General features: G+C 48.5%; 24 protein-coding genes. 13 read left to right on the forward strand and 11 right to left on the reverse strand.

The window, feature by feature from the left end; translation table 11 throughout:
- Positions 1 to 21 precede the first annotated feature (21 nt).
- Positions 22 to 1,215, reverse strand: a complete 1,194-nt coding sequence (locus JQX58_RS12430) for an MFS transporter (RefSeq protein WP_204147185.1) — start codon at positions 1,213 to 1,215, stop codon at positions 22 to 24.
- 185 nt (positions 1,216 to 1,400) lie between these two features.
- Between JQX58_RS12430 and JQX58_RS12435 the strand changes: the two genes are divergently transcribed.
- The 5 genes from JQX58_RS12435 (at position 1,401) to JQX58_RS12455 (ending at position 8,106) form a co-directional block, all read left to right on the forward strand.
- The gene (locus JQX58_RS12435) at positions 1,401 to 3,425 is read left to right on the forward strand and encodes an NADPH-dependent 2,4-dienoyl-CoA reductase (RefSeq protein WP_204147186.1); all 2,025 of its coding nucleotides are present in this window, start codon (positions 1,401 to 1,403) and stop codon (positions 3,423 to 3,425) included.
- Positions 3,426 to 3,526: 101 nt separating this feature from the next.
- On the forward strand, positions 3,527 to 4,942 hold the full coding sequence (locus tag JQX58_RS12440) for a DEAD/DEAH box helicase (protein ID WP_204147187.1): 1,416 nt from the start codon (positions 3,527 to 3,529) through the stop codon (positions 4,940 to 4,942).
- Positions 4,943 to 5,119: 177 nt separating this feature from the next.
- Positions 5,120 to 6,784 carry a carbon starvation CstA family protein gene (locus tag JQX58_RS12445; protein WP_204147188.1) on the forward strand — a complete coding sequence of 555 codons (1,665 nt, stop codon included), beginning with the start codon at positions 5,120 to 5,122 and terminating at the stop codon, positions 6,782 to 6,784.
- A gap of 14 nt (positions 6,785 to 6,798) precedes the next feature.
- On the forward strand, positions 6,799 to 7,071 hold the full coding sequence (locus JQX58_RS12450) for a cory-CC-star protein (protein ID WP_204147189.1): 273 nt from the start codon (positions 6,799 to 6,801) through the stop codon (positions 7,069 to 7,071).
- Between the two features lie 30 nt (positions 7,072 to 7,101).
- A complete protein-coding gene (locus JQX58_RS12455) occupies positions 7,102 to 8,106 on the forward strand; it encodes an ArsA family ATPase (RefSeq protein WP_204147190.1) in 1,005 nt (334 codons plus the stop codon).
- Positions 8,107 to 8,129: 23 nt separating this feature from the next.
- Here the strand turns inward: JQX58_RS12455 and JQX58_RS12460 are convergent, their stop codons facing one another.
- From JQX58_RS12460 to JQX58_RS12475, 4 genes are all read right to left on the reverse strand, one after another.
- Positions 8,130 to 8,618 (reverse strand): NYN domain-containing protein, encoded by a 489-nt coding sequence (locus JQX58_RS12460; RefSeq protein ID WP_204147191.1) that lies wholly within the window; start codon positions 8,616 to 8,618, stop codon positions 8,130 to 8,132.
- A gap of 88 nt (positions 8,619 to 8,706) precedes the next feature.
- Positions 8,707 to 9,465, reverse strand: coding sequence for a MipA/OmpV family protein (locus JQX58_RS12465; protein WP_204147192.1), 759 nt, complete (start codon positions 9,463 to 9,465; stop codon positions 8,707 to 8,709).
- Between the two features lie 156 nt (positions 9,466 to 9,621).
- On the reverse strand, positions 9,622 to 9,795 hold the full coding sequence (locus JQX58_RS12470) for a DUF1328 domain-containing protein (RefSeq protein WP_204147193.1): 174 nt from the start codon (positions 9,793 to 9,795) through the stop codon (positions 9,622 to 9,624).
- Positions 9,796 to 9,938: 143 nt separating this feature from the next.
- Positions 9,939 to 10,286 carry a Fis family transcriptional regulator gene (locus JQX58_RS12475; RefSeq protein WP_204147194.1) on the reverse strand — a complete coding sequence of 116 codons (348 nt, stop codon included), beginning with the start codon at positions 10,284 to 10,286 and terminating at the stop codon, positions 9,939 to 9,941.
- A gap of 233 nt (positions 10,287 to 10,519) precedes the next feature.
- Here JQX58_RS12475 and JQX58_RS12480 point away from each other — a divergent pair, with 233 nt between their 5' ends.
- Together JQX58_RS12480 and JQX58_RS12485 are read left to right on the forward strand one after the other, a co-directional pair.
- Positions 10,520 to 10,969, forward strand: coding sequence for a hypothetical protein (locus JQX58_RS12480; protein ID WP_204147278.1), 450 nt, complete (start codon positions 10,520 to 10,522; stop codon positions 10,967 to 10,969).
- Positions 10,970 to 11,051: 82 nt separating this feature from the next.
- Entirely contained in the window at positions 11,052 to 12,824 is a 1,773-nt protein-coding gene (locus tag JQX58_RS12485) for a PAS domain S-box protein (RefSeq protein WP_275412755.1), read from the forward strand.
- Between the two features lie 49 nt (positions 12,825 to 12,873).
- On the opposite strand, the gene guaD is transcribed toward JQX58_RS12485, so the two are convergent.
- From guaD to dbpA, 4 genes are all read right to left on the reverse strand, one after another.
- Complete coding sequence (guaD, locus tag JQX58_RS12490; protein ID WP_204147195.1) at positions 12,874 to 14,178, reverse strand: guanine deaminase; 1,305 nt, start codon at positions 14,176 to 14,178, stop codon at positions 12,874 to 12,876.
- A gap of 71 nt (positions 14,179 to 14,249) precedes the next feature.
- Positions 14,250 to 15,527, reverse strand: coding sequence for a glycerate kinase type-2 family protein (locus JQX58_RS12495; RefSeq protein ID WP_204147196.1), 1,278 nt, complete (start codon positions 15,525 to 15,527; stop codon positions 14,250 to 14,252).
- A 62-nt stretch (positions 15,528 to 15,589) separates the two neighbouring features.
- Complete coding sequence (locus tag JQX58_RS12500; RefSeq protein WP_204147197.1) at positions 15,590 to 15,958, reverse strand: VanZ family protein; 369 nt, start codon at positions 15,956 to 15,958, stop codon at positions 15,590 to 15,592.
- A 3-nt stretch (positions 15,959 to 15,961) separates the two neighbouring features.
- The gene (dbpA, locus tag JQX58_RS12505; protein ID WP_204147198.1) at positions 15,962 to 17,347 is read right to left on the reverse strand and encodes an ATP-dependent RNA helicase DbpA; all 1,386 of its coding nucleotides are present in this window, start codon (positions 17,345 to 17,347) and stop codon (positions 15,962 to 15,964) included.
- 108 nt (positions 17,348 to 17,455) lie between these two features.
- On the opposite strand from dbpA, the gene JQX58_RS12510 reads away from it, so the two are divergent.
- The 5 genes from JQX58_RS12510 to JQX58_RS12530 all read left to right on the forward strand — a co-directional run bounded on the left by JQX58_RS12510 (position 17,456) and on the right by JQX58_RS12530 (position 22,865).
- A complete protein-coding gene (locus JQX58_RS12510; RefSeq protein ID WP_204147199.1) occupies positions 17,456 to 18,034 on the forward strand; it encodes an ACP phosphodiesterase in 579 nt (192 codons plus the stop codon).
- 324 nt (positions 18,035 to 18,358) lie between these two features.
- A complete protein-coding gene (gene ylqF, locus JQX58_RS12515) occupies positions 18,359 to 19,348 on the forward strand; it encodes a ribosome biogenesis GTPase YlqF (protein WP_204147200.1) in 990 nt (329 codons plus the stop codon).
- A gap of 11 nt (positions 19,349 to 19,359) precedes the next feature.
- Positions 19,360 to 19,740, forward strand: coding sequence for a YacL family protein (locus tag JQX58_RS12520; protein WP_204147201.1), 381 nt, complete (start codon positions 19,360 to 19,362; stop codon positions 19,738 to 19,740).
- Between the two features lie 66 nt (positions 19,741 to 19,806).
- Positions 19,807 to 20,397, forward strand: a complete 591-nt coding sequence (locus JQX58_RS12525) for a hypothetical protein (protein WP_204147202.1) — start codon at positions 19,807 to 19,809, stop codon at positions 20,395 to 20,397.
- Positions 20,398 to 20,519: 122 nt separating this feature from the next.
- Positions 20,520 to 22,865 carry a fatty acid cis/trans isomerase gene (locus JQX58_RS12530; RefSeq protein WP_204147203.1) on the forward strand — a complete coding sequence of 782 codons (2,346 nt, stop codon included), beginning with the start codon at positions 20,520 to 20,522 and terminating at the stop codon, positions 22,863 to 22,865.
- Positions 22,866 to 22,926: 61 nt separating this feature from the next.
- Here the strand turns inward: JQX58_RS12530 and JQX58_RS12535 are convergent, their stop codons facing one another.
- Entirely contained in the window at positions 22,927 to 23,640 is a 714-nt protein-coding gene (locus JQX58_RS12535; RefSeq protein WP_204147204.1) for a 3-deoxy-D-manno-octulosonic acid kinase, read from the reverse strand.
- Positions 23,641 to 23,744: 104 nt separating this feature from the next.
- Between JQX58_RS12535 and JQX58_RS12540 the strand changes: the two genes are divergently transcribed.
- Positions 23,745 to 24,746, forward strand: coding sequence for a glycosyltransferase family 9 protein (locus tag JQX58_RS12540; RefSeq protein WP_204147205.1), 1,002 nt, complete (start codon positions 23,745 to 23,747; stop codon positions 24,744 to 24,746).
- On the opposite strand, the gene JQX58_RS12545 is transcribed toward JQX58_RS12540, so the two are convergent.
- Positions 24,739 to 25,695: a methylenetetrahydrofolate reductase gene (locus JQX58_RS12545; protein WP_204147206.1), complete on the reverse strand. Its 957-nt coding sequence runs from the start codon at positions 25,693 to 25,695 to the stop codon at positions 24,739 to 24,741. The genes JQX58_RS12540 and JQX58_RS12545 overlap by 8 nt on opposite strands.
- Between the last annotated feature and the right edge of the window lie 58 nt (positions 25,696 to 25,753).

Raw genomic sequence — 25,753 nt, forward strand, 5'->3', positions numbered from 1 at the left:
CCACGGTATCAGCACGGACGATTATTCTGTCCGTGCTGCCATCCAAGCAAATACAGCCCCAAACGCACAAATCACCCAGATCATGCTGATCATGCCTGTGGCACCGTACGCCGAAATCAAAGCGGCAAAGCTCGGTGGCCCAATGGCGCCGCCTAAATTACCTAATTGAGCAATCAGGCCATAGCCATTGGCTTGCTCATCACTGTTGCGTGCTAAGCGTGGCACCATCGACAAAGCTGCGCCCGGAATCATGCCCAAGAAGAAAATCATAAAGGCGGCATTGATACTAAACACATGGTCGTAGTCTAGCGTATAGGGCACTGCTAAGGCCCCTAATGCCAGAGCAATGTAAGCTGTCCAAGCTACGTACTGAGGGCGCATCACATATTGGGCTAATGCGCCCGCGCTAAAGGTGCCGACGGTACTCATTAGCGGTAACACGACTTGCATGGTCAGCCGCAAGGTGTCTGATTGAATGAAGTTGGGGATATAGGTCAGCAAAGACACTAAGGTGCAGGTATAAAACAAAAAAACTAACGCTGGTAAGAACGTACGTGGCGTCTGATAAATACGTGCCAATTTACGAAAGTAAGATTCGCTGTCGTTGGCCTGAGGGCTGTTATATAGGCCTTCATCGTTATCAATTAGGCGCCAAACCAAAACAGCCATTAGCACGATGTATAGGGCATGGCTAAGGTATAAACCGCTGAGTGCATAGTGGGTTAAGATGAATTTACCAGCAGAGCCAGCAATCGCAAAGGCGACGCCAAAAAATGTGCCCCAGATGCCCATAGTGATTGAACGATGGTGAGGCGCACTCAGTCTTGCGATCATAGTCGGCGCGGCCACCACTACCCCTAGTTGTGAAAAGCCTTCTAGCACGCGAGTCAGTAAAATGATTTCAAACGGCGGTAACAGCGCTTGTATAAAAGACAAGAGGGCGCCAAAGAGTAAAGAGCCAATCAATACTCGGCGATAGCCGATACGCCCCGCCATGATGCCAGCGGTGGCCCCTAAGATAAGCCCGACAATGCCAACCACAGATAATGACGCACCCGTTAATGCTGGCCCCATTTGATAGTGCTCAAGCAGGTCATTATAAGACACAGAAAATTTGGCGAACTGCATGGCAGCACTGATGCCGGCAAACCAAAGCAAAAAAACCGCGGGCCAAGCAGTTGTTTGGCGATCTTGAGAGGTGGGGGTGTTAGGCATGAATACTTCCCTAGTGCCGTAAGAAACGAAAAGGAGGCAGTATAAACCGTTTGGTCAAACTAAGCGAAGCACTTGTAAGTAGGTTGAAATTTAATCTTTTTTGTAAGCGTTAATAGACTGTTTTGTCATAGTGCAAACGAACAGGCTTTGTCATGCTCAATACCTTGCATAAGTGGAGTAAGAGTATGGCACAGCCTAGCACCGCCCCCGCCGCTAAACATTGTTTACAGCCCTTGGATCTAGGGTTTACGCAACTAAAAAACCGCTTCTTAATGGGCTCTATGCACACAGGTCTTGAAGAATTAGACCAAGATGGGGAACGTCTAGCCGCCTTTTATGCGGAGCGTGCTCGGGGTGGCGTAGCCTTGATCGTCACCGGTGGCTACAGTCCTAATGCACAAGGTTCGCCTTATCCACTGCCATATCAAGCCCCCAAGCTTGCTGCGCATCAGAAAGTCACTCGTGCGGTGCATGAGGCTGGTGCTAAGATTTGCCTGCAGATTTTACATACTGGGCGTTATGCATTTCACCCCCATCTCGTGGCGCCATCTGCCATACAGGCGCCGATCAACCGCTATACCCCCCATGCCTTAAGCGCCAACGAAATCGAGCAGCAAATAGAGGATTTTGTGGCACTAGCACGTTTTGCACAGCAAGCTGGCTATGATGGCGTGGAAGTAATGGCTTCAGAAGGCTATCTGATTAACCAATTTCTTTGCCAGCATACCAATCAACGCCAAGATGCTTGGGGCGGCGACTACGCTGGACGCATGCGTTTGGCGGTGACCATTGTTGAGTGTATTCGTGCGGCTGTGGGAGAGGCTTTCATTATTATCTTTCGCTTGTCGATGCTGGATTTGGTGGCAGACGGATCGGATGCCCAAGAGATCATTGCTTTAGGCCAAGCGGTTGAGCGTGCGGGCGCCACCATGATCAATACGGGTATTGGTTGGCATGAAGCGCGTATTCCAACCATCGCTACCTGTGTTCCTAGAGCGGGATTTGCTTGGGTGACGGCGCACTTTAAAGCGGCGTTTACCATTCCGGTGATTGCAACCAACCGCATTAACACGCCTGAGACCGCAGAACAGATTATCGCTAATGGGCAAGCGGATATGGTGTCTATGGCGCGGCCTTTGTTAGCGGACCCTAATTTTGTTGAGAAACTTTCAACATCGCAAACTGAGTACATCAACACCTGTATCGCCTGTAATCAGGCCTGCTTAGATCACGTATTTGAAGGCAAAGTAGCCAGTTGTTTGGTGAACCCAAGGGCGTGTCATGAAACCGAGCTAAACCTGCTTCCTACTGAGCATTGCTTATCCATTGCAGTGATTGGCGCTGGCCCAGCGGGGCTCGCCGCCGCCGTGACAGCTGCTCAGCGAGGTCATAGGGTAACCCTTTTTGACAGTGCTGCTGAAATTGGTGGTCAATTTAACTTGGCGAAAACCATACCAGGCAAACAAGAATTTGCTGAAACGCTACGTTATTTTGAGGCGCAATTGCATGCCTATAACGTCGATGTACGCTTGCAGACTCAGGTATCAGTAGAGCAACTCAATGGCTCTGCCTTTGAGCACGTTATCATTGCGACAGGTGTGCAACCGCGCATCCCTGATATTGAGGGGATTGAGCACAAGTCGGTGGTTTCGTATCGAGATGTGATTGCTAAGCGTCTAACACTTGGGCCTCGCATCGCCATTATGGGAGCCGGTGGCATTGGTTTTGATGTAGCTGAGTTTCTATTGGAGCAAGGCAACCGTTGTTTAAGTGTCGCAGAGTTTGCAGAGCGCTGGGGAATCGATAAAACGTTGACTGCTCGCGGTGGTGTAAAGACGTCTAAGCCAAGCACAAAACCTTCGGCGTTAGAGATCACCATGTTGCAGCGTAAAACTACCAAGCCAGGGGCGGGATTGGGCAAAACCACCGGCTGGATTCATCGAGCCCAGCTCGCGCATCACGGCGTAAAGCTATTAGCGGGTTGTCATTATGTACGTATTGATGATCAAGGACTCTGGTACGAGCAAGCAGGCAAAGAGCAGTGCCTAGAAGTCGATCATATTGTGTTCTGTACGGGGCAAGAGTCAGAGCGTAGTTTGTGCGATGGCTTAAGTAAGCCTTACAGTTTGGTTGGTGGCGCGGATATCGCACAAGAGTTAGATGCCAAACGTGCCATTAAGCAAGGTACTCAAATCGCTGCACAGTTATGAAGCCAGCGGTTTAAATGTACTGCTGAAAGTCGAAAGCCATCGCATATTTGCCTGACAACAGGTAAGCTTCGCGCCTTTGTATCACTCTATTGAGAACCCTAATGAATTTTGAATCCCTTGGATTAGACGCGCGCATTTTGAAAGCCTTAGCGGAAAAAGGGTATACAACCCCAAGCCCTATACAGCAGCAGGCCATTCCGGTGGTACTGTCTGGGCAAGATCTGATGGCGGCGGCGCAAACAGGTACGGGTAAAACGGCGGGCTTTACTTTGCCTATGCTGCAAAATTTATTAGCGGGTCCAAGTGCACGTAACAATCAAGTGAGGGCGTTGGTGCTAACGCCTACGCGCGAGCTAGCGCAACAAGTGGCGGACAACGTCAGCTTGTACAGCAAGTATTTGCCACTCAAAAGCGCGGTGGTTTATGGTGGCGTCAAAATCAATCCGCAGATGCTTAAACTGCGCGGTGGAGCGGATGTGTTGGTCGCAACGCCAGGGCGGCTATTGGATTTGTATCAACAAAACGCACTAAAACTCGATCACCTTGAAATTCTTGTGCTGGATGAAGCCGACCGTATGCTGGATATGGGCTTTATTCATGATCTGAAAAAGATCGTGGCGCTGATGCCGAAGCAGCGTCAAACCTTGTTGTTTTCCGCGACCTTCTCTGAAGAGATCAAAGCATTGGCAGAACGTTTTGTGCAAGACCCTGCTGAAGTCTCAGTATCACCCGCGAACACTAAAGCAGCGACCATCAGTCACCAGGTGTTTGAGGTCGATAAGCCCAATAAAACCAAGCTTTTGATACAACTTATTAAGCAAGAGGGCTGGCGCCAAGTATTAGTGTTTTCTAAGACTAAACACGGTGCCAACCGTATTGCCCGCACGCTGACCAGTAAAGGCATCGAAGCGGCGGCTATCCATGGTGATAAAAGCCAAAACGCTCGAACTAAAGCCTTGGCAGACTTCAAATCTGGAGGCGTACAAGTGCTAGTGGCAACGGATATTGCTGCTCGTGGTATCGATATCAGTCAGCTACCTTATGTGGTGAACTTTGATCTACCTAAAGTGCCGGAAGACTATGTACATCGTATCGGCCGCACTGGGCGCGCAGGGGAGACTGGTCATGCCATTTCGTTTGTCACCGAAGAAGACATTAAAGAGCTGTTTGCCATTGAGCGTGTGATCGGTGAGTTAATCGAGCGTCATGTGGATGACACGTTTCCACCGACAGAACGCTTGCAAGCGTCCAAGCTTGATACGCGTCCGATCAAGCCTAAGAAACCGAAAAAACCTAAGCAACCCAAAGCCGAAGCGACAGCACCTGAGGGCAACAATCGCACGCAAACACCGCGCTCTGGGAATGCTCAAAAAAATCGTGCGAAACCGAATGGCAACCCTGCCAAGCGCCCAAAAAACAGCACGGAGCAAGCATCACAAAAGGCATCTGGCGACCGCCAGCCAGCGTCTAGGGCACCACGTAAACGTACGCGCCCAGACACTCCAAAGTCCGAGTAGAGAGTCCATGAGGATGCTTGTTGCAAAAAATGTTCAGTAAATATGGAAACTTTAGTAACTAAAGTATATTGATCGGTATTTACGACTTTAGTCGAATAGGGGAGCTATTCTTTGCAGGATTAACATTGCGCGCGGTAACCGTTCCACAATAATAATATCCTGATTAAGAGGCTCCCGATGAATGCAATCATCCTTATGCTCATGGGCTTAGTGGCCATGTTTTTGGGCTATGTGTTTTACTCAAAATTCATAGCCGAAAAGATATTCAAGCTAGACCCTAATTTCCGCACACCGGCACACGAATTCGAAGATGGTATCGACTTTGTGCCGACCAACAAATATGTCCTTTGGGGACACCATTTTACCTCCGTTGCTGGCGCAGCCCCGATTATTGGTCCAGCCATTGCTGTGATCTGGGGCTGGGTGCCAGCGTTTTTATGGGTTGTGTTTGGTACGATCTTCTTTGCTGGTGTTCACGATGCGGGGGCGATCTGGGCCAGTAACCGTAACAAAGCAAAATCCATCGGTGCCTTGACCGAAGATGTGATCGGCAAGCGTGCGCGTAGCTTGTTTATGATCGTGATTTTCTTAGTGCTATTAATGGTTAACGCCGTGTTTGCCACAGCCATCTCAAGCTTGTTAGTGAAGTTTCCAAGCTCTGTGGTGCCTGTTTGGGGTGCTATCTTTGTGGCTTTGATCATCGGCCAGCTGATCTTCCGCCGTATTATCGGTCTTGGCATGGTGTCGATTCTGGGTGTCATTGCCTTGTACGCACTGATTTGGGCAGGTCCTGCACTACCCATCGAAATGCCATCGGATATCCTTGGTTTGTCGGATAAGGCAAGCTGGATTGTGTTGCTGTTTATCTATGCCGCGATTGCTTCGTTATTGCCGGTATGGATGTTGCTGCAACCACGTGACTACATCAACGGCCTACAGTTGTTTATTGGTTTGATCCTAATGTACGCCGCGGTACTGATTTCAGGGCCAGATCTCGTTGCTCCTGCGATCAATATGGACACGCCAGAAGGCACGCCATCCATGATCCCGCTACTGTTTGTTACCATCGCCTGTGGCGCGATTTCTGGTTTCCACGGCTTAGTGGCTTCGGGTACGACCTCAAAACAAATCGAGAAAGAAACAGATATTCGCTTTGTTGGTTATTTTGGTGCCATCGGTGAAGGCTCTTTGTCATTAGCAACCATCATTGCCGTGACCGCAGGTTTTGCTACGTTGGCGGATTGGCAAGCGGTGTACTCATCGTTTGGTCAAGGTGGTGTCGGTGCTTTCGTAAGTGGTGGTGCTAATGTGCTAACCAACGGGATTGGCTTAGATAACACCATTGCACAAACCTTACTAACGGTTATGGCGGTGCTGTTTGCCGGCACTACCATGGATACCGGGATTCGCTTGCAGCGTTATATCTTCCAAGAGTGGGGCGAAATCTACAACTTAAATTGGTTGAAAAAAGCCGCGCCTGCGACGCTACTAGCAGTGGGTAGCTGTATCTTATTGGCATTTGGTGCTGGGGCCGATGGTTCGGGTGGTATGTTGATCTGGCCTCTATTTGGTACCACCAACCAGTTGCTCGCCGGTTTGACCTTGATGGTGATTACGGTGATGTTGATTCGCATGAAGCGTCCATCTTACTTCACTTTGATTCCATTGGTGTTCTTGTTGATCATGACCATTTTGGCGTTGTTGATTCAGCTGAAGGGCTTCTACCATGATCAAAACTGGTTCTTGTTTGGCCTTGATGGTGTGATTCTTGTGGCGGCTATCTTGATTGCCCTAGAAGCGGCCAGCACTATGATTCGCGTGCGCAAAGAAAGCGACGCTTAGCAAAGGAGCCAGTCATGAAAATAGAATCTGTGCGACAGTGGATGGGCAAGGCTAGCCGCTTACTTGAAGAAGCGTATAATGCGCCGTATCGATCTGCCATCGCACGCGCCAAGCGTGATGAGGATGATCTGTTTATGATGCTGGTGTTTTCTGAGGTGATGGGAGTGCCAAATCCGGCTTCCTATTACACTTTAGAGCTTCAGCCTTTGATGCTTGAGCGCTTTCATGACTGGCATTTACGCATGGGCATGGAGCACTCTCCATTGGATAACTTTCGCTGCTGTTAGGCAGCACACCCAAAATAATAAGAGTGATTTATGTCCCTAATTACGGATAAGCGTTTGATCTTGGTCGGCGGCAAGGGCGGTGTTGGTAAAACCACCGTTGCCTCTTCTTTGGCGTTATTGGCCTCACGTCGTGGCAAACGCGTATTAGTCGTCTCAACGGACCCAGCACACAGTTTGTCAGATGCCTTCAATTGGCATATTGGCAACGAAGGTGCCGTGGTGTGTGCGGGTGTACATGCTCTAGAGATCGACCCAGACCACGAAGTCTCCGCTCATATTGAGCGTGTTACAAAAGACATGAAGCGTTATACGCGCCCTGATATGTTTCCTGAGATTGAGCGTCAGATGCGCTTAACGCAGCAATCTCCTGGGGCGCAAGAAGCGGCGCTTTTGGAGCGTATCTGTCATTTGATCGAAGATGCCGAATCGCAATATGACTTAGTAATCTTTGATACCGCACCGACGGGTCATACGCTACGCTTGTTGAGCTTGCCAGAAGCGATGGCAGCGTGGACGCAAGGCATGTTAGGGCAGCAGGCCCGCTCTGAAAAACTTGCTGGTGTACTGGATCATTTAACACCTAAGGCAGGTAAAGATGTGGCCAATCCTATGGCCGATCCAGCCAAAGCGGCGACCGATGAAATGGACGATCGTAGCAAGCAAATTACCGAGAAGTTGCTCGCGCGTCAGCGTTTGTTTCAGCGCTGTCGTCGACGTTTTCAAGACGCTGAGCAAACCGCCATCTTGTTTGTGTTAACCCCAGAAAAACTGCCTATTTTAGAGACTCAACGTGCCGTTAAAGCGCTGAGCGAAGAGTCATTGCCCTTGCATGGTTTGGTGGTGAATCGCGTTTTGCCTGAAGAAGCCGATGGCGAATTCTTACAACAACGTCGCGTACAAGAGCAAAAATATCTGGCGGATATTGATCAAACTTTTGAGCAGACACAGTTTCGTGTGCCACTCATGCCGACCGATATTCATGGTATCGCGGCGTTACAACAAACCGCGGTGTTACTAGAAAAGGCTGGCCTTTAAGCGCTATTACATCGGATAGCTGGTTAAGGCATCAATAATGGCTGATTGATTTCAATAAATTGATCAGCCGCTTTAATCAGACTTGCGGCGGTTAAGCGCTCGACACCATACACCTCTACACGCTTATGATAATGCATGCGCAAGGTCTGCGCTAAGATATCGAAGTCACCATCTCCAGTGACCAAAATCACCACGTCTACCTGCTCAGCGTATAACATAGCATCCACAGTGATACCGACATCCCAGTCGCCTTTAGCAGAGCCATCTTGGCGTTGAATAAAGGGTTTTAACTTCACTTCAAAACCAATCGCACGCAGGATATTTTGGAAGCTTTGCTGTTTTGGATCTTGGCGCTCGATCGCGTAGGCAAGGGCAACATGAATCTGATAGCGGTGGCTGATATCTGCCCACAATTGGTTGTAATTAAGGTGTTTGGCGAAGGCATCCCGTGTCGTGTAATAGGCATTTTGTACGTCGACCAATACCATGGCACGCGGTTGTTCGTTAGACATTTATTACTCCAATCAATAAAAAAACAGGCCCATTAAGGGCCTGTTTATGATACCGAAATCACACCGCAAAAGGGCGTTTATTCAAACTTTAGAATTTATAGAACACTGATAGACGGCTGGCCCAAAAATCCGAGCGTTTGACAATCGTACTGTCGGCGATATCGCTACCTAGATGGTTGTAGCTGAATTGCGCTGAGGTGTGCCAATGATCAGTGATCGGGAATACGTGCGTAAGAGATACTTCGCTGTTGACGCTGGCATCCGCACTGTAGGCTTGAATGTTATTACTGTTGCGGCTTGCTTCCACGGCACTGACACCGTAGTAGTAATCCACTAGATCATCTGATTGATAAGCCAGCGATGCTGCCGGAATGAATAGGCCATAAGGGGTTTCCATCGCGCGTGAGACTTTTACTTTGGCTTCGTAGCCCTCGTGAGTGTCTGAAATATCCGCGGCGATCGAGCTTGTGACATCAAAATGTGTCGCCATATGCTTCCACTGTAATGCGACTTCAGTTGCGTCATCGCGCTCATCAAGACCACGCAAGACATGGTTTTCGGGCAACTCAAATGGGCTTTGACGGTATTTAAGCAACAGGCTGAATTGATCCAGCGCAGTGCTGTTAAATTGCGTACCAATGCCATCTGGGCTAGCGCTAAAAGAGCCATACTCTAAGTTGATGTAGGGAAATAGGCTGGTGTTGCTGTGCTCACCTTTGATGTGCTCTTGCTTCCAATGACCGCCTACACCAAGGCTGGTCGATAACTCAGCGGCGGCACTGTAAGACGCTATTGGTAGTGCGCTCATAAGCAAAGCGTATTTGAATAGAGAAGTAGATGATGACATGTCTAATCCTTAGATGTATGACTGAGAAGTGAATCTATACTAAAAGATAATCGCAATGAAAAAGTGTCAATAAGTCAGTATTTAAAAACGCGACGTTTATACCGAAAAAAGCCCACAATTGTGGGCTTTAGACGCATTAGCGAAAGCTAAGTTACTTCAGAGAGGCTTTTTGCCACGCACCACATGAATGATGACAGATAGCACCATAAGTACTAGGAAGACAAAGAATAGAATTTTGGCAATACCCATACTAGCACCAGCAATGCCAGTAAAACCTAGGGCGCCAGCAATCAAGGCCACGATTAAGAATAAAACAGTCCAACCCAACATAATGTACACTCCTTTACTGATTTAATTTGCTTCGACACCTTCAAGATAAAACAAAGGTTGCTTCCTTAGGTGCAGCAAAAGTGGGATCAATAGGGATATGATGTCTATAGCTGTAAAGAATATGTTGAGCTAGAAATACACCTTTAATGGACCTTAAGACGCTCGGCCCATTTACCACTATGAGTGCGTAAACACGCTTCTTCAGTGTCATAGAGGATTTGTTGGGCAGGTTTAGCCAGTTGAATATTGAGCACTTTAAGATGTTTTTGAAGTGTCAGTTTTAGCGCTTTTTCGTGCGTGCTATTGTGAAATGCTTGCAAATTAGCATCGGTATCGAACACGCAAATCACTTTTAAGCTTTGCGCAACACGATCAAAATCTATTAGATGAGTTAGCCACTTAAAGCCAATATCTAATGCCAATAATTCATCACATACTTGTGTGAGGTGCTCGATTAGTTGTTTCTCTAATTTTTTATCGCTTTTGCGCATGCAGTCCTCAATAAAATATCATCTGGTCTATCGTTCCAATATTGGGGTGATATTTTATTGAATGTGTACCAATCATGGAATTGTCATGCTTTTAATCTTATACTGATTAAATAAATCACAGCAAAGCTTAGTCGTTCAGCGTTGGATAAGGAGTAAACGTGCCTGACAAAGAGCCTAGACAGCCGAGTGAACATGAAAAGATCCAATTGGAGCATGAAGCGGCCAAACTTTTTATGCGCTGGTATGAAGCCAACACGGGCAAACCTATTCGCCATATCTGGCACAATCAACCTATCCGACCGGACGTTTCTTGCACCTTAGAAGGTGAAAAGCTGGATTTAGAAATAGCGCATTTATATGGCTCTGAAGCCGAAGCAATGGCCATACTTGGGCGAGATTTAAGCGCCCAAACCCACGCAGAACTACATAACTTAGAGCAAGAAAATCACGACGCTCGTTTGCTCCAAGCGCTCAATCGTATTTTGGCCAACAAAGCCTTAAAAACCTATCAAAGCGATCGTGTTTGGCTAGTCATACGCAATGCCCACCCGCAATGGACAAAAGAAGACATAAAAAATCTTGTCGGTCACATCAGTGTGCCTGAGCAGCATCCGTTTGAGAAAATCTGGATAGTGGGCGATATGAGCGGTCAGTCAGGCATTTTTCGCTTGTACCCTAGTTAACGAGCTGTATGCGGTCGCGAAAAATCAGAATTATGCTATACAAAAATATACCCACACCGTTCGAGTGTTTAATTAGGTAGAGATGATGTTATTAGGAACGAAAAAGCCTTCAGGCAAAATCTATAAGGAAGTGCTGGAACAAGCGCTCGATGCTGTGGTGAGCATTGATGAATACAATAATGTCACTTTCTTCAATAATGCCGCTGAGCGTTTTTGGGGCTATCAACGCAACGAAGTGCTGGGTAGAAACGTTAAAATGCTGGTGCCTCAAGCACTGCAGCCGAATCATGATGACTATGTCAACGCTAACCGTAGAACTGGCCAAGACAAAATTGTTGGGACCAGCCGTGAAGTAGAGGTTGAGCGTAAAGACGGTAGCAAGGTATGGGGCAGCTTATCACTGACCAAAGTGAAAGTGGGTCGTCATCTGCTGTATACCGCTTTTGTAAAAGACATTACCGCTGAGCGGCAGCAGCGTGAAATCATCAGTCAAACCCTTGAGCAAGCACTTGATGCCGTCGTCACCATAGACACCAATAATCTGGTCACCTTTTTTAATGGTGCCGCTGAGGCATTATGGGGCTATGAGCGACATGAGGTGATTGGTAAAAACGTTAAAATGCTGGTGCCCAAAATGATTCAGCCGCAGCATGATGATTTCGTCAATGCGAACCGCACCACGGGGCAAGATAAGATCGTTGGCACCAGCCGTGAAGTGGAGATAGAGCGTAAAGATGGCAGTAAAGTTTGGGGCAGTTTGTCACTTTCCAAAGTGCGCATCGGCGATGCTTATATTTACACCGCATTTGTTAAAGACATCAGTGCGCAACGTGAAAGCCAAGAAATCATTCGTCAAACGCTAGACCAAGCTTTGGATGCTGTGGTCACGATAGATGAAAATAACTTGGTGACATTTTACAACGCCGCTGCTGAGCAACTTTGGGGCTATCGTCAAGACGAAGTATTAGGCAACAACGTTAAAATGTTGGTGCCTCAGATCTACCAAAGCCAGCACGATCAGTTTGTGAATGCTAACCGTTCGACCGGACAGGATAAGATTGTTGGTACCAGCCGTGAAGTAGAGATAGAGCGTAAAGATGGTTCCAAAGTGTGGGGCAGTTTGTCACTGTCGAAAATTCGATTGGAGCATAAGATTCTTTATACGGCCTTTGTTAAAGACATCACCGCAGAAAAAGCCAGCCGTGAAATCATTAACCAAACACTTGAACAGGCACTTGATGCGGTAGTCAGTATCGATAGCGATAACAATGTGACCTTCTTTAACCGTGCCGCTGAAACTATGTGGGGTTACAAACGCGAAGAGGTCTTGGGTAAAAACGTTAAAATGCTGGTGCCGATGGAGATTCAAGCGAATCATGATGGTTACGTTAACGCCAACCGTCGCACCAAAGAAGACAAGATTGTAGGTACGACTCGGGAAGTGCCAGTGCACCGCAAAGACGGTAAAATTCTGTACGGCTCTTTGGCGTTATGTCGTATTCAAATTGGTGATTTAATTGGCTATACCGCCTTTATAAAAGACATCACACAAGACCGAGAAGCGCGCGAAAGTACCAACACTGCGATGGCATCGGTGATGCAATCAAGTAACCAGATCGGTGAGATCGTAGCGGTGATTAACAGTATTGCTGACCAAACGGGACTCTTGTCTTTGAATGCAGCGATCGAGGCGGCCCGTGCCGGTGAGCAAGGGCGTGGCTTTGCTGTAGTAGCAGACGAAGTCAGATCATTGGCGTCGAAATCGGCAGGTTCTGCCCGTGAAATCAATGAACTGGTCGATCAAACCAAGCAGCGTATCGGTGATTTGGCCGATGCTTTGAAAAAAACGCACTAAAGAACGTAGCGACCGACACATGTGTCGGTCGTTTTTTATATGGCTGCTTTTATAAGCGCGTATACGCTGCTTCACCAAGAATGTAAGTTGCCTTAATAGCGCGATCATCCGCTAGCATCATCAGGGCAAACACAATATCTTCTATGCTGTTGGCGCGTGCTAGGCGCTGATGTAACAGCGGCGTGGCTTGGCGATCGATTAAGACAAAGTCCGCTTCGGTTCCTGCTGCAAGATTCCCTACATGGCGCTCCAAACGTAAAGCTTCAGCTCCGCCAAGCGTCGCTAAATAAAACGCTTTAATTGGATCAAGATTGTGGCCTCTTAGCTGCGTTACTTTATACGCTTCACCTAGGGTCTGCCACATAGAAAAGCTCGTGCCGCCGCCGACATCCGTGCCCATGCCGACATTTACTTGGTGCAGCTGTGCCGCTTGTAAATCAAATAAGCCACTGCCTAAAAACAAGTTTGAGGTCGGACAAAACGCTATCGCTGAGCCAGTTTCGCTGAGGCGGTGATATTCATCGTTGCAAAGGTGGATACCATGAGCAAATACCGAGCGCTCACTGAGCAGCTGATGCTGATCGTAAACGTCTAGATAATGCTTGGCATCAGGAAACAGGGCTTGCACCCATTCGCACTCTTTGGTGTTTTCAGAGAGGTGCGTGTGGACATACAGGCGCTCGTATTCCTGCAACAGCTGGCCAGCTTTCTGCAGTTGTTCCGGGGACGAAGTCGGTGCAAAACGTGGCGTGATGGCATAATGTAAGCGGCCTTTTTCATGCCAAGCTTCGATCAGCTCTTTGGACTCCTGATAGCCCGTTTCTGGCGTGTCTTGAAGGTATTCTGGTGCGTTGCGGTCCATTAGCACCTTGCCACAGATCATGCGCAAATTCTGCTGTTCAGCGCTTTCAAAGAAAGCCTCGACCGATGCTTTATGGACCGTGCCAAACACCAAAGCAGTCGTGGTGCCATTTTTTAATAGTTCACTTAAAAAGCGTTGCGCGACATCTTGGGCATAAGATTTGTCAGCGAACTTGCGCTCTTCAGGAAAGGTGTAATTATTGAGCCAATCAAGCAGCTGCTCACCGTAGGAAGCGATCATATCGCTTTGCGGATAATGAATATGGGTGTCGATAAAACCTGGTAGCAGCAGTGCGTCTGGCTCTTCAATAAGTATGGTATCGGTATCAAGTGTTGCTAACAAATCGTCAGCAGGGCCGATGGCTTGTATCAAACCATCGGTAACCACTAATAAGCCATCAGGGTAGTATTCATAGGCGTTGGCACTGCCGACTTGGTCTGGGTTAGCGACACAGTGGAGGATGGCAGCGCGCCAAGCTTTTTTCATGGACATAGTTTCTCGTATTGGCGAAGGCCTCAAACATAACAGAGGCAAAATAAAGACAGCAGACTTTGACCGAATGTTTATCTTTCGTCAATGAAAACGGCGCGAAAGTCGCTAATGTCGGTAAAGGTCGGCCCAGTGGCCACTGCTTGGCCGATGCTGCTAAAAAATGTGTGGGCATCGTGACGCGTCAAATACTCTAGTGCGCGTAGCCCCTTCTCTTTGGCTTCGCTAAGGCTGTACTCATTGATGATAGCGCCAGCTTCGCCATTACCGTCTAAGCCATCGCTGTCACAGGCAATAGCGGATATCCCTGGGACGTCTTGTAGGGCTAGTGCCAATGCTAATAGATATTCTACATTCGGCCCTGTAACCCCTTGTTGTGCCGCGCTGACAGTGGCGTTACCGCCACTTAAAACCACACAGGGCGGTTTAATAGGTTGCTCATGATAGCGAATTTGACGTGCAATACCAGCCATCATGGTGCCCATGTCTTTGGCTTCACCTTCAAGGCTGTCGCTTAGTATCAAACACTTAATGCCCAGTTCGTGGGCCCGTTTAGCCGCTGCTTCCAAGGCCATTTGTGGAGTGGCGATCAACTGTGTATGGCAATGCTGTAAGCGTGGGTCCTGAGGTTTGATACTTTCGAATTGGTTGTAAGACAGTTGTCGGCGAATATTAGGGCTCAAGGTGATAGCGTAGCTGTCTAAAATAGCTAAGGCATCGGCACATGTGGTTGGGTCACCGACGGTAGGGCCGGAGGCAATAGCGCTGATGGCATTACCTGGTACATCTGAAATCAATAAGCTGGTGACCTTGGCAGGGTAGCAAGCGGCGGCTAAACGCCCGCCGTTGATTTTGCTCAGGTGACGACGCACGGTGTGAAGCTCCGCGACACTGGCACCACGCTGTTGAAGGGTCTGCTGTATGTGTAGTGACTCGGTGATACTCAAATCATCGACTGGCAATGACATTAATAATGAGCCGCCTCCCGAAAGCAGCACAATGACTTGGTCGCATGCCTCAAGCTGGCTCACTTGGTCTAAGATCGTTTGACTGGCGGCGAGGTTGCGTCGGTCTGGGAATTGGCTGCTGACTTCGATGACATTAATGCTCTGGCAGGGGCGCCCATAGCCTGACTCAGTAATCACAGTGCCACTTAGCGATGCATCGGGCCAGTGCTGTTCAATGGCTTGGGCCATAGCGGCAGCAGCGCGTCCTGCGCCAATGACTATGGTGCGCCCAGAGCAGGGCTGGGGCATATGTTTGGGTACGCAATGGGCCGGTTGGCAAACGTCTAAGGCAGCTTCAAACAGCGAGTGCAGCAGCTGGGTGTGAGCGGTCATCGAACTGGTCATGGCGGCATATCTCCCTATCGTCTGGATGCCCACCTATAAGAGGTGGGCAAGTTGACTAGGAGCTATGCACTATCTGTACCACGCGCTTTAATCCAGCAGGCAACCCCATGAACGATAAAGGCAAGCGCGACGCCCAAGGTGTCGGCCCAGAAGTCGTACCAATCAGCGTGACGATTAACGTAGGGCTGAATCAGCTCAATCAAGCCGCCCATCAACGCAATCACGATGGCGAACGCAACGAAGCGTCGAGTAGGGCCTAGGGCGCAGAGGCCTGCCCATCCTAAAAAGCCGAGAATATGGTGAGTTTTGTCATTGCCAGGAACCGGCACCAATTCCGCTGCCGGTGCCAATGTGCCTGCCAAGACGATCACAGCGCCTAAGCAAAAGCCCAGTAGTTGGGCTTTTGGAGTAAATAACCAAGCAATCTTCATGGCTTAGCGTAATACTCGCGACTTGATGTTTTTGCCTTTGATTTTTTTCTGGGCCAGGCCTTTGACTACATCACGAGCTAGATGCTTGTCGACGGCGACATAGGCTCTAAAGTCAAAGATGTCGATTTTGCCCACATCACTTTTCTCTAATCCCAAGCCTGCAGTTAAGGCGCCTAAAATATCGCCTGCACGCAGTTTATTTTTCTTACCAGCATCAAAGGCAATCGTTGCGACGTCAGGTTGAAGCTGGTAACTACTCGGACAATTGCGTAGCTGTAGGAACTCTGGTTCGATATTAAAGCGGGCAGCAATATCACTGAGTTTGTAATCCTCGCGCTGGGTAATAAAGCTCACTGCCATACCAGCAGCGCCAGCACGACCAGTACGGCCAATTCGGTGCGTGTGCACATCAATGTCGCGGGTTGTGTCATAGTTGATAACGAGATCAATCTCTTTGACATCAATACCACGGGCCGCCACATCGGTTGCTACCAAGACCGAGCAGCTCTTATTAGCAAAACGCACCAGTACTTGGTCGCGATCACGCTGATCAAAATCACCATGAATCGCCATGGCGCTGATGTTGTGCTGATTCAACCAATCGGCGACTTCATCACACTCTGCTTTGGTATTACAGAAAACGATGACTTGGCGCGGCTCAACATGAAACAGAGTATCCAAAATCGCTTGCGGTTTTTGATCGTTATTGGCGCGCACAAAATACTGATCGATATTGGGTTGTGTGTCTGGCTCAGCTTCGATCTTGATAAAACGAGGGCTGCGCTGAAACTCTTCACTGATCTGAGCAATATTATCGCTGTAGGTCGCTGAGAACAGCAGCGTTTGGCGACGCTTGGGCGTTAGCGCTACGATGTCACGGATACTGTCGATAAAGCCCATATCCAGCATGCGATCCGCTTCATCCAGCACCAAATTATTGAGGTTGCTTAAATCTAAATTGCCTTTACGCAGGTGCTCCATGATGCGCCCAGGTGTACCAACAACAATGTGTGCACCATGCTCAAGAGACGCGATCTGAGGGCCAAACGGCATGCCGCCACACAATGTCAGTACTTTGATGTTTTCACGGTAGCGCGCAATTTTACGGATTTCTTTGGCAACTTGGTCGGCCAGTTCACGGGTTGGACACAGCACCAAGCTTTGGCAACCGAAAAAGCGTGGATTGAGCTGCATAACTAAGCCAATCGCAAACGCGAGGGTTTTACCGCTACCGGTCTGAGCTTGTGCGATCAGATCTTTGCCCGCCAAAATATCTGGCAATGATTGCTGTTGGATGGGGGTAAACGAGCGAATGCCAAGATCGTTTAGCAAGCCGGTCAGCTGTTCTGGTAGCTCAATAGAGGCGGAAGCAAGGTTTGAGGTGTTCAATGTGAGGTCCAAAGCATAAAAAATGTTGCGCGCAGTCTAGCAAATTTTGCGCATCGTCACTATTTATAGATGATAAGTCGACTAATAAAAGCGTCAAAGAGAGGGATTGTGAACTATCTTGCCCACCTGCACATTGCCCACGTTACGCAAACCTCCTATGCGGGGAATTTGCTAGGGGATTTCCAGTGGTCGCCAGAGCCCTCGCAACCTGCCTTTTATCGAGGCTGGCGCTTACATCAAGCGGTCGACGTGTTTGTCGATGCTCATCCACAATCAGCTTATTTTAAAACTCTGCCGCGCCAAGGGCGGCGTCGCTTTGCGGGGATTATTCAAGACATTGTGATGGATTATTGGCTGATTCAGCATTGGCATCAGTATCAAACTGAGTCTTTTGACTGCTTTGCCGAGCATGCGGTAGCGGCATTGGTAGCCGAGAAGGGCGCTTGTCCGCCGCGGCTACAGAGTATGATTAGCTCGCTGGAGGCCCGCAATTGGCTTGGCGATCTTGGCACGCAAGCGGGTGTGGTACGAGCGGTTGAGTCGATTCAAAAACGCTGGCGTTTAGGGCATTACTTGACGCCCTTTATTGAAGAGATGCCCTATCTATTGGAGCACGCCGAGGCGCCTTTTGCGGCGCTTTATCCAGAAGTCTTAAAAGAAGTTCAAGCGGTGAGTAAAACGTTGTAGCAAGCCCCAGAAAAAGAAAAACCGCAGTGACACTGTCACTGCGGTCTAAGGGGCAATAGCCCGATCGAGAGAACACCCAGATAGAGCCTCAAGCGTCTCAGTAACACTGAAGTTTCTGGATGTTTTGTAGTATAGGCAGTCTTGATTTTAATGCGTTGACGCAGGTCAGCTAAACGGTTGGGTTTAGTTTATGGGTGATTTTTGAGCGTTGTCGTGGTTTTTGTAGGCTTTCTGTACGTGACCACAGAGTTTTTGCCAGAGTGCACTAAACTTTTATGGTAGACTGCGCGCCAAATTGATTAGCAGCAAACAAGAGGTGAAAGCGTGAGCGTTCAATGGTTCCCAGGGCACATGAACAAAGCTCGACGAGAAATCGAGAAAGTCATGACCCAAGTTGACTTGGTTATCGAAGTATTGGATGCACGTATTCCAGATTCTAGCCAGAACCCAATGCTGACCACTTTGCGGGGGGATGTGCCCGTATTGCGTTTGCTGAATAAAAAAGATCTTGCTGATGCCGAACGCGTCAATCTGTGGCTGGAACATTGGCGCGATCATGAGCAGATCACGGCCTATCCTTTTAGTACTAATGATAAAGCCGATTTGGCGAAGCTATCAAACTGGGTACAAAAGTTAGTGCCTCATCGTGGCAGCGCCGAAAAACCGATCCGTGCCATGATTGCTGGCATCCCTAATGTGGGCAAATCCAGTCTCATGAACGCACTGCTTGGTAAGCGAGTCGCCAAAGTCGGTAATGAGCCAGCGGTAACGAAAGCGCAGCAAAAATTACGTGTCCACGATGGCTTTCAAATTTTAGATACACCGGGAATTTTGTGGCCGAAAATCGAGAACCCTGATGCCAGTTATCGCTTAGCAGTGACGGGCGCAGTACGTGATACCGCGATTGATTACGAAGATGTGGCCATCGTCGGTCTGCAATTTTTCATCAAAGATTACAGTGATGCGCTGACGACGCGCTACAAACTCAAAGCCGCCCCTGAGGATGCTTGGGAGACGCTAAAAGTCATCGGCTCTAAGCGTGGAGCACTGCGCTCTGGTGGCAAAGTAGACATGCACAAAGCAGCGGAAGTGTTTTTGTCTGATGTGCGTAGCGGTGCGATTGGCCCTTATGTGATGGAGACGCCTGCCATGGTCGCAGAGGAATGGCAGAAGGTTGAGCAGGTCAAAGCCGAAAAAGAGGCCGCGCGTCAGGCGCGTTTAGCCGCGGCGGTACCACAACGCCAGCAACAAAGTAACGTCGAGTATCGCCAGCAGCATACCGATCAAGAACAACCTAATGAAGATGATAAGTGAGGTCTTACGCTATGGATTATGAAATAGCATTTGATCAAGAAGAAGGCGGATACCGCGTTTTTACCGATTTAGAATTTACCGCGATCGCTGAATGGGTAAGCGAATTTCTGAGCGATAAAGAGACTCTACAGCGGGTTTGGCAAGCGGCGACGCTGGCGGAAACCGAGCAAGAAATCAGTAACTTTAAACACGGGATTTTTGATGTGGTCATCAGCCCAGAAGGTGTGGCGGTGAAGCGTCGTATTGACATGAGCCAAGCAGAAGATGAAATCAAAGCCATGTTTGACACTCAACAGGGCTTTTACCAAGCATCAAATGACGGCGTCGAGGCTGAGTGTGGTTTAGACGATCTGATTGATTTGATTGAAAATTGGCATGATATACAGCAATAAGTTGTCCCTAGCGTAGACAGGGTTTACACTAGCAACTGTTTTTAATGATGTCCTTTAGGAGCCGTTATGCTCATTGAATTGGAAAAAGCCCGAGCGCGTAAGAATGTCGTACGTATCTTTCGCGAAGAAATCGATGGACCAGATAACTGGACGGACGGGTTTGTCATTGCCGCCAACGAAGAAATGGTGTTGTTGCAACTGGTAGATGATGGCGTTCATTTGAATGGTTATCAGATTCTGTTTTTAGAAGATATCAGCGACTTCATGCACCCGGCGCCGTTTAATGACTTCCAAAAGCGCGTGCTAGAGCTGCGTGACGAAGAAGTCGAAGATCCGGAAGTGGATCTGGATGACTTAGCTGTGCTGCTAATGGACATCAGTGAAGAATTTGGGTTGATTACTTTGCACCGTGAAGAAATCGATGCTGATGGTTGTGAGATTGGTCGTGTATTGCGTGCCGACTCGACGTCGTACGAGCTTGAAGAAATTGGCTCGGATGCGCGCTGGTTTGATGAAACCTTTGAATACGACCTGTATGACATTACGCGTATTGAATTTGGTAGCTCTTACGAAGAAGCTTTGTTGATGGCAAATGATGACATGGGCGAAGATTCTTATGAGTTAGCGGATTACGATGATGGTGAAGAGCCCGCGTAGTGAAGTGCTAGATAATTGAAAAAAGGGGGAAAGTAGACTTTCCCCCTTTTTTTGTGTTGAACCCAGGGTGGCCTGCGCTTAGCATGCTAAAAAGCTCTAGTTTAGGTAAAAAGATGAAATTTATGTCGAGATGGATGTGGGCATTGCTGTTTGTAGTGGTGTCAGGCTGCGCTGTGTATGCAACACAGGACTTAGATCAGGCCTTTGGTAAGCCTGACTTGGCGAACCGTAAGGTATCAGAGAACGTGGATGCATCTTTTTACCAAGAACAGGTAAAGCCTATATTGGAGAGTCGCTGTATTAACTGTCACGCCTGCTATGACGCTCCTTGCCAGATTAAACTTACCGCACCGGGTGGTATTGAACGCGGCGGAACTAAGCAATTAGTGTATGAAGGCGACCGTCTGCTCGCCACCGAACCTTCTCGCTTATTTGAAGATGCGCGCACCGCTGAGCAATGGCGCGAGAAAGGCTTTTATCCGATTTTGAATGAGCGCGAGCAGAGCCCAGCGGCAAACCTTCAAGGCAGTGTACTGTATCGTGCCATCGCATTGCGTCAGCAACAAGGTGACTTTGAGCACAAGATCCTGCCCGAAGACGATTACGACTTTTCACTTAATCGTGACCAAGTGTGTCCGGCCGTCGAAGAATACAGTGACTTTGAACGCTCCCATGCGAGCTGGGGTATGCCTTATGGTTTACCGCAGTTGACCGATCAAGAATACAATATCTTAACCAAGTGGTTGGTGCATGGGGCGCAAATGCCAGCGCCTGCCGACATACCAAATGAGATTGCCGCACAGATTGAGCGTTGGGAAACCCGCTTAAATGGTGATTCGCTAAAAGAGCGCTTGGTTAACCGCTATATTTTTGAACATATCTATTTATACAGTCTGTATTTTGATGAGCAGGCCAAGTATCGCTTTAAGCTGATCCGCTCTAGCACTCCGCCAGGGGAACCTATTGAGCGTCTAGCTACGCGTCGACCTTACGATGCGCCAGGCGTAGAGCGGGTGTATTACCGTTTATGGCTGGACCCAGAAAGTCGCGTTCAAAAAACCAATATCCCCATGCAACTGGATGACGCCCGTTACCAGCGCTGGCAGCAGTGGTTTTATGAAACCGATTATGAGGTTACATCCCTTGCTGATTACGAGCCGGAAACCGCTAGCAATCCGTTTATCACGTTTGAGCAGATTCCGGCCAATAGCCGCTATCGCTTTTTGCTAGATCATGCCCAAAACACCATTATGGCCTTTATCAAAGGGCCTGTGTGTCGTGGTCAAATTGCGGTTAATGTGATCAATGAGCAGTTTTGGGTGTACTTCATTAACCCAGATCTTGAGTTGCATAACGTCGGTAGTGAGTTTTTGCGTCAAAATGCAGAAGCATTATCCTTGCCTGCGTCGCTAAGCAGTAATGCGTTGCCGATTGCGTCTTGGGTAAGCTATTCGGAAAATCAGAAAAACTACTTGTCTTCTAAAGCGGGATTAATCGAAGAATTAGGCCGCGATGGTATGACGATCACGCCAGAGTTGATCTGGGATGGTGAGGGGTACAATGACAACGCAACGCTGACCATCATGCGCCACTTTGACAATGCTAGCGTCGAGAAGGGCAATGTTGGTCCGATTCCGAAGACCGCGTGGGTGATTGACTATCCGCTGCTAGAGCGAATTCACTATCTACTGGTAGCAGGTTTTGATGTGTTTGGTAATGTCGGCCATCAACTTGTGACGCGCCTTTATATGGACTTCTTACGTATGGAAGGTGAGATGAACTTCTTACTTTTCTTGCCTAAAGAAGAGCGCCAAGCTGTGCGTGAATACTGGTACCGTGATGCCGACCAGACGATTAAGGACTATATCTTTAGTGATATGTTAAAGGTCGATATTGCCTCTGGGGTTGAGTATCAGACTGATGACCATAAAGCGGAGTTGCTAGGGATTTTGGCTGAACGTCTCGGCCCTGCATTGAACACCAAGCATGCGATTGAGGCGGCTGATTTGACGCAAAAAGCCCAACAGGCCTTAAAGAACCTACAGCAATATCAAGGGCAGAATGTGACCTTTTTCCCAGAATTTGCTGTGCTCTTAGTGGAGCGTGATCAGCGCTCGCAGGCCTTAATGAGTGTGGTACATAATCGTGGCCATTCTAATATCACCAGTTTGTTGGATGAAGAATCGACCTTCTTGCCAGAAGAAGATACCTTGCTGGTCACCAATGGTTTGGTTGGCGATTACCCAAATGTCATTTTGCGAGTGGATGAACAAGCTTTACCAGCGTTTGTGGAGCAGGTTGGGCGTTTGCAATCTGAGCAGGATTATCAGGCACTGTTAGATCGATTTGGCGTACGCCGCACTAGCAGCGATTTTTGGGCGGTGAGTGATGAAATTGCACGCTTCAATCAGCAGCAAGAGCCAATTGCGAGCGGTATTCTGGATTATAACCGTCTGCAAAACCGTTAAATCCAAGTGCCATGCCCAGCATTCGTGTTGGGCATGGTGCTAAAGAAGCTAGTGGTGAAGGCTAGTCGGCGTGATAACCGGCAAGCAACTGCTGCCAATTTGCTTCGCTGAAGTGAAAAGTGCTTTGACGGCTGGATTCTTTATCAAACGAGCGCTTAAGGCGCTCAAGATTATGAGTTTGCCAGTGGCGTTGTTCAGGGTCTCGGTAGCACTTATCAAAATCAATTAACCACACTTTTTGTTGGTCATCGAGCATGATGTTGTGGCAATTTAAATCGCTGTGGTAAACATTGTGAGCATGCAATTGCTTGATGGTGGCGCCAATGTTTTGCCAGTCCGCTGCGTTGAGTGCCGTGTGTTGCAACACATTAAACAGGTCTTCTGCATTAGGGATCTGTTTGGTGAGTAGCCATGCTTGATAAAACAGCCCCTTTCGACGCACCATGCCTGCTACAGGCTGCGGTACGTGCAGACCTTTGGCATGCATAAACTCAAGTAGCTCAAGTTCTTGATACGGTCTTGTAGCGCTCAGTGGTTGCGTCATAAAGTGAAAGCGATTTACTTTGGCGACTAAGCCGCCGCGGCGATACTGGCGCAAGACCAGTGGTCCCAGGGTGCTGTCGACAAACCAAACGGTGCCGCGACCGGTGGCAGTTTTAAGCAATTTTTGCTGTGCTTGCCAATAGTCCGGCTTAAACCAATCCTTGGTCACCCCTTTACAGTTAGGGCTGATAAATACAATGTCACTTGACGCGGTCGGGTGGATGCTTGGCATGAGACTTTTCTAATAAAATGAATGAGATGTCTTATTTATAGCGGTATTTTACTGTCTAGGTATTTTATAATATTCCACCTATTTAAGCAGCCCCAGAGGAGCAAATGGATAACACAAATATGCGTATCGCTGTGATTCGCCTTTCTGCGATTGGGGACGTTTGCCATGCCATGGCAGTTATTCAAGCCGTACAGCAAAAGTATCCTAATGCCCACATTACCTGGATCACGAGCCCGCTCGAGGCTCAGCTAGTGAGTTTGTTGCCTGGTGTCGATGTGCGAGTGTATGACAAGTCGACTGGGCTTGCGGGAATGTGGCAGTTACGTCAAAGCTTGGCGGACACGCAATTTGACGTATTGTTGCATTTGCAATGGTCATTGCGTGCCAGCCTGTTGTCACGCATGGTTCGAGCGAAGCGCCGCATTGGTTTTGCAAAAGCTTATTCGCGCGAAAAGCAGCATTGGTTTGTTAATGAATACGGTCAAACGCCGCGTTCACCGCATGTGTTGGATTCTTTCTTGTCGTTAACGGCGAACATTGGCGTCGAGGCGGTGAGTTTACCGTTAGCACTGACTCTAGCTGATGCGCCGATTACGTTGCCAGAGCGTTATGTGGTGCTTAACCCCAGTGCTTCCAAAGCCGAGCGCAATTGGACGCAAGAGGGCTATAAGGCGGTCATAGATTGGTTATTAGAGCAAGGTTTTGAGGTGGTCTTAAGCGGTGGTCCAAGTGCATCGGAAAAGGCGCTGGCCGAATCATTGTCGCGCGCTGGCGTAATCAACTTAGTTGGGCAAACACAGCTATCACAGATGCTCACGGTGCTTAAACAAGCACAGTGGGTGATCAGCCCTGATACGGGGCCTGCGCACATGGCGACATTAGTAGGGACGCCTGTGATTGGTCTGTACGCTCACTCCAATCCACTGCGTACTGGACCATATCAAGATTTAGATAAAGTGGTGAGTGTGTATCAAACATTAGCCGAACAGGAATACCAAAAGCCTGTGGCGGAGCTACCTTGGGCATCGCGTGTGCACGATCCCAAGGCCATGTCGCACATTAGTACTGAGCAGGTTATTGCGACCCTGTCGCGGCTGATCAAATAAGATTTTGCTCAGCCAGTTTAAGATCCAATGTCGCCTTCAATAATTTGTATAAATTAATGGAGGCGTCGATCTCTTCCTTACGGTTGGTTAGGCTTTCGATATTAAGGCCTAGCGGAATACCCAGTGGTAACGCCACTTCAATAATCTGCTCGAGCGCCGAACGACAAATCTTGATTGATTCATCTAAGGGTGATTCCGCATCCAAAATACGATGTTTCGTCGCCGCTGGCACAGAAATCCCCAGCCATTCCATAAACTCCAGTGTTTTGATGCTGCCGCACGGCGTAAAGGTCAAAATGACACGTTTAGGCTCTTCGCCTTTTTCACGACAGGTGCGTGCGTATTGGCTCAGCATATCGACCGTTGCTTGCGGGTTGTAAACGGCTTGTGACACAAAGAAGTCACAACCTGCAACGCTCTTGTTGATCAAACGTAGGTGCTCATCACCTTTTTCGGCATGACGCTCGGCAATGGTAACACCACCCAAATGAAATGGGTGTGGGTGGCGATCTAGAGCAGCATATGCTTGTGCTAAGGGCAGCATGATTTGACCTTCAGATGACGGCGCACCAACGAGCACGATGTCGCGGATACCAAAGTCTTCCCAAGCGTCATTGAGCCATTGGTTGAACTCTTCTTCGTTGCGCGAAGACACACTTTTGTAGGTGATGACAGGCTTAAGCGCGAGTTTTTGTAAACGCTTTGACCATGCACGTGGGTCATGGGTCTGCATAAATGGGAATGGACGTGGCTTATCCGTACGGCTACTTTCATCTTGAATGTCGTAGACAATCAGGCCGTCCACTTCGATTTGACCGAGACGGTCTAAAAGTTTCTGTCCGATGGCATCCAGTTGGGCGTCTTCAATGGTGCTTTTCGGTGGAGTGGTACCGATAAAATACACGCCACGATTTGGGTCTTGGAATTTATGTGCTAATTCAGTGGTCATGTCGTTTGCTCGTATTATGCTCTATGGAAGCGTCGCTTCATTAATATGTTTTGTTGTA

This window comes from Marinomonas ostreistagni, from assembly GCF_016888445.1.
Classification (GTDB): Bacteria; Pseudomonadota; Gammaproteobacteria; order Pseudomonadales; family Marinomonadaceae; genus Marinomonas; species Marinomonas ostreistagni.

Bases quoted from the DNA above. Each gene is read 5' to 3' on its own strand.
- JQX58_RS12430 (WP_204147185.1), bottom strand. From the start codon at position 1,215: ATGCCTAACACCCCCACCTCTCAAGATCGCCAAACAACTGCTTGGCCC.
- JQX58_RS12435 (WP_204147186.1), top strand. From the start codon at position 1,401: ATGGCACAGCCTAGCACCGCCCCCGCCGCTAAACATTGTTTACAGCCC.
- JQX58_RS12440 (WP_204147187.1), top strand. From the start codon at position 3,527: ATGAATTTTGAATCCCTTGGATTAGACGCGCGCATTTTGAAAGCCTTA.
- JQX58_RS12445 (WP_204147188.1), top strand. From the start codon at position 5,120: ATGAATGCAATCATCCTTATGCTCATGGGCTTAGTGGCCATGTTTTTG.
- JQX58_RS12450 (WP_204147189.1), top strand. From the start codon at position 6,799: ATGAAAATAGAATCTGTGCGACAGTGGATGGGCAAGGCTAGCCGCTTA.
- JQX58_RS12455 (WP_204147190.1), top strand. From the start codon at position 7,102: ATGTCCCTAATTACGGATAAGCGTTTGATCTTGGTCGGCGGCAAGGGC.
- JQX58_RS12460 (WP_204147191.1), bottom strand. From the start codon at position 8,618: ATGTCTAACGAACAACCGCGTGCCATGGTATTGGTCGACGTACAAAAT.
- JQX58_RS12465 (WP_204147192.1), bottom strand. From the start codon at position 9,465: ATGTCATCATCTACTTCTCTATTCAAATACGCTTTGCTTATGAGCGCA.
- JQX58_RS12470 (WP_204147193.1), bottom strand. From the start codon at position 9,795: ATGTTGGGTTGGACTGTTTTATTCTTAATCGTGGCCTTGATTGCTGGC.
- JQX58_RS12475 (WP_204147194.1), bottom strand. From the start codon at position 10,286: ATGCGCAAAAGCGATAAAAAATTAGAGAAACAACTAATCGAGCACCTC.
- JQX58_RS12480 (WP_204147278.1), top strand. From the start codon at position 10,520: ATGCGCTGGTATGAAGCCAACACGGGCAAACCTATTCGCCATATCTGG.
- JQX58_RS12485 (WP_275412755.1), top strand. From the start codon at position 11,052: ATGATGTTATTAGGAACGAAAAAGCCTTCAGGCAAAATCTATAAGGAA.
- guaD (WP_204147195.1), bottom strand. From the start codon at position 14,178: ATGTCCATGAAAAAAGCTTGGCGCGCTGCCATCCTCCACTGTGTCGCT.
- JQX58_RS12495 (WP_204147196.1), bottom strand. From the start codon at position 15,527: ATGACCAGTTCGATGACCGCTCACACCCAGCTGCTGCACTCGCTGTTT.
- JQX58_RS12500 (WP_204147197.1), bottom strand. From the start codon at position 15,958: ATGAAGATTGCTTGGTTATTTACTCCAAAAGCCCAACTACTGGGCTTT.
- JQX58_RS12520 (WP_204147201.1), top strand. From the start codon at position 19,360: ATGGATTATGAAATAGCATTTGATCAAGAAGAAGGCGGATACCGCGTT.
- JQX58_RS12525 (WP_204147202.1), top strand. From the start codon at position 19,807: ATGCTCATTGAATTGGAAAAAGCCCGAGCGCGTAAGAATGTCGTACGT.
- JQX58_RS12530 (WP_204147203.1), top strand. From the start codon at position 20,520: ATGTCGAGATGGATGTGGGCATTGCTGTTTGTAGTGGTGTCAGGCTGC.
- JQX58_RS12535 (WP_204147204.1), bottom strand. From the start codon at position 23,640: ATGCCAAGCATCCACCCGACCGCGTCAAGTGACATTGTATTTATCAGC.
- JQX58_RS12540 (WP_204147205.1), top strand. From the start codon at position 23,745: ATGGATAACACAAATATGCGTATCGCTGTGATTCGCCTTTCTGCGATT.
- JQX58_RS12545 (WP_204147206.1), bottom strand. From the start codon at position 25,695: ATGACCACTGAATTAGCACATAAATTCCAAGACCCAAATCGTGGCGTG.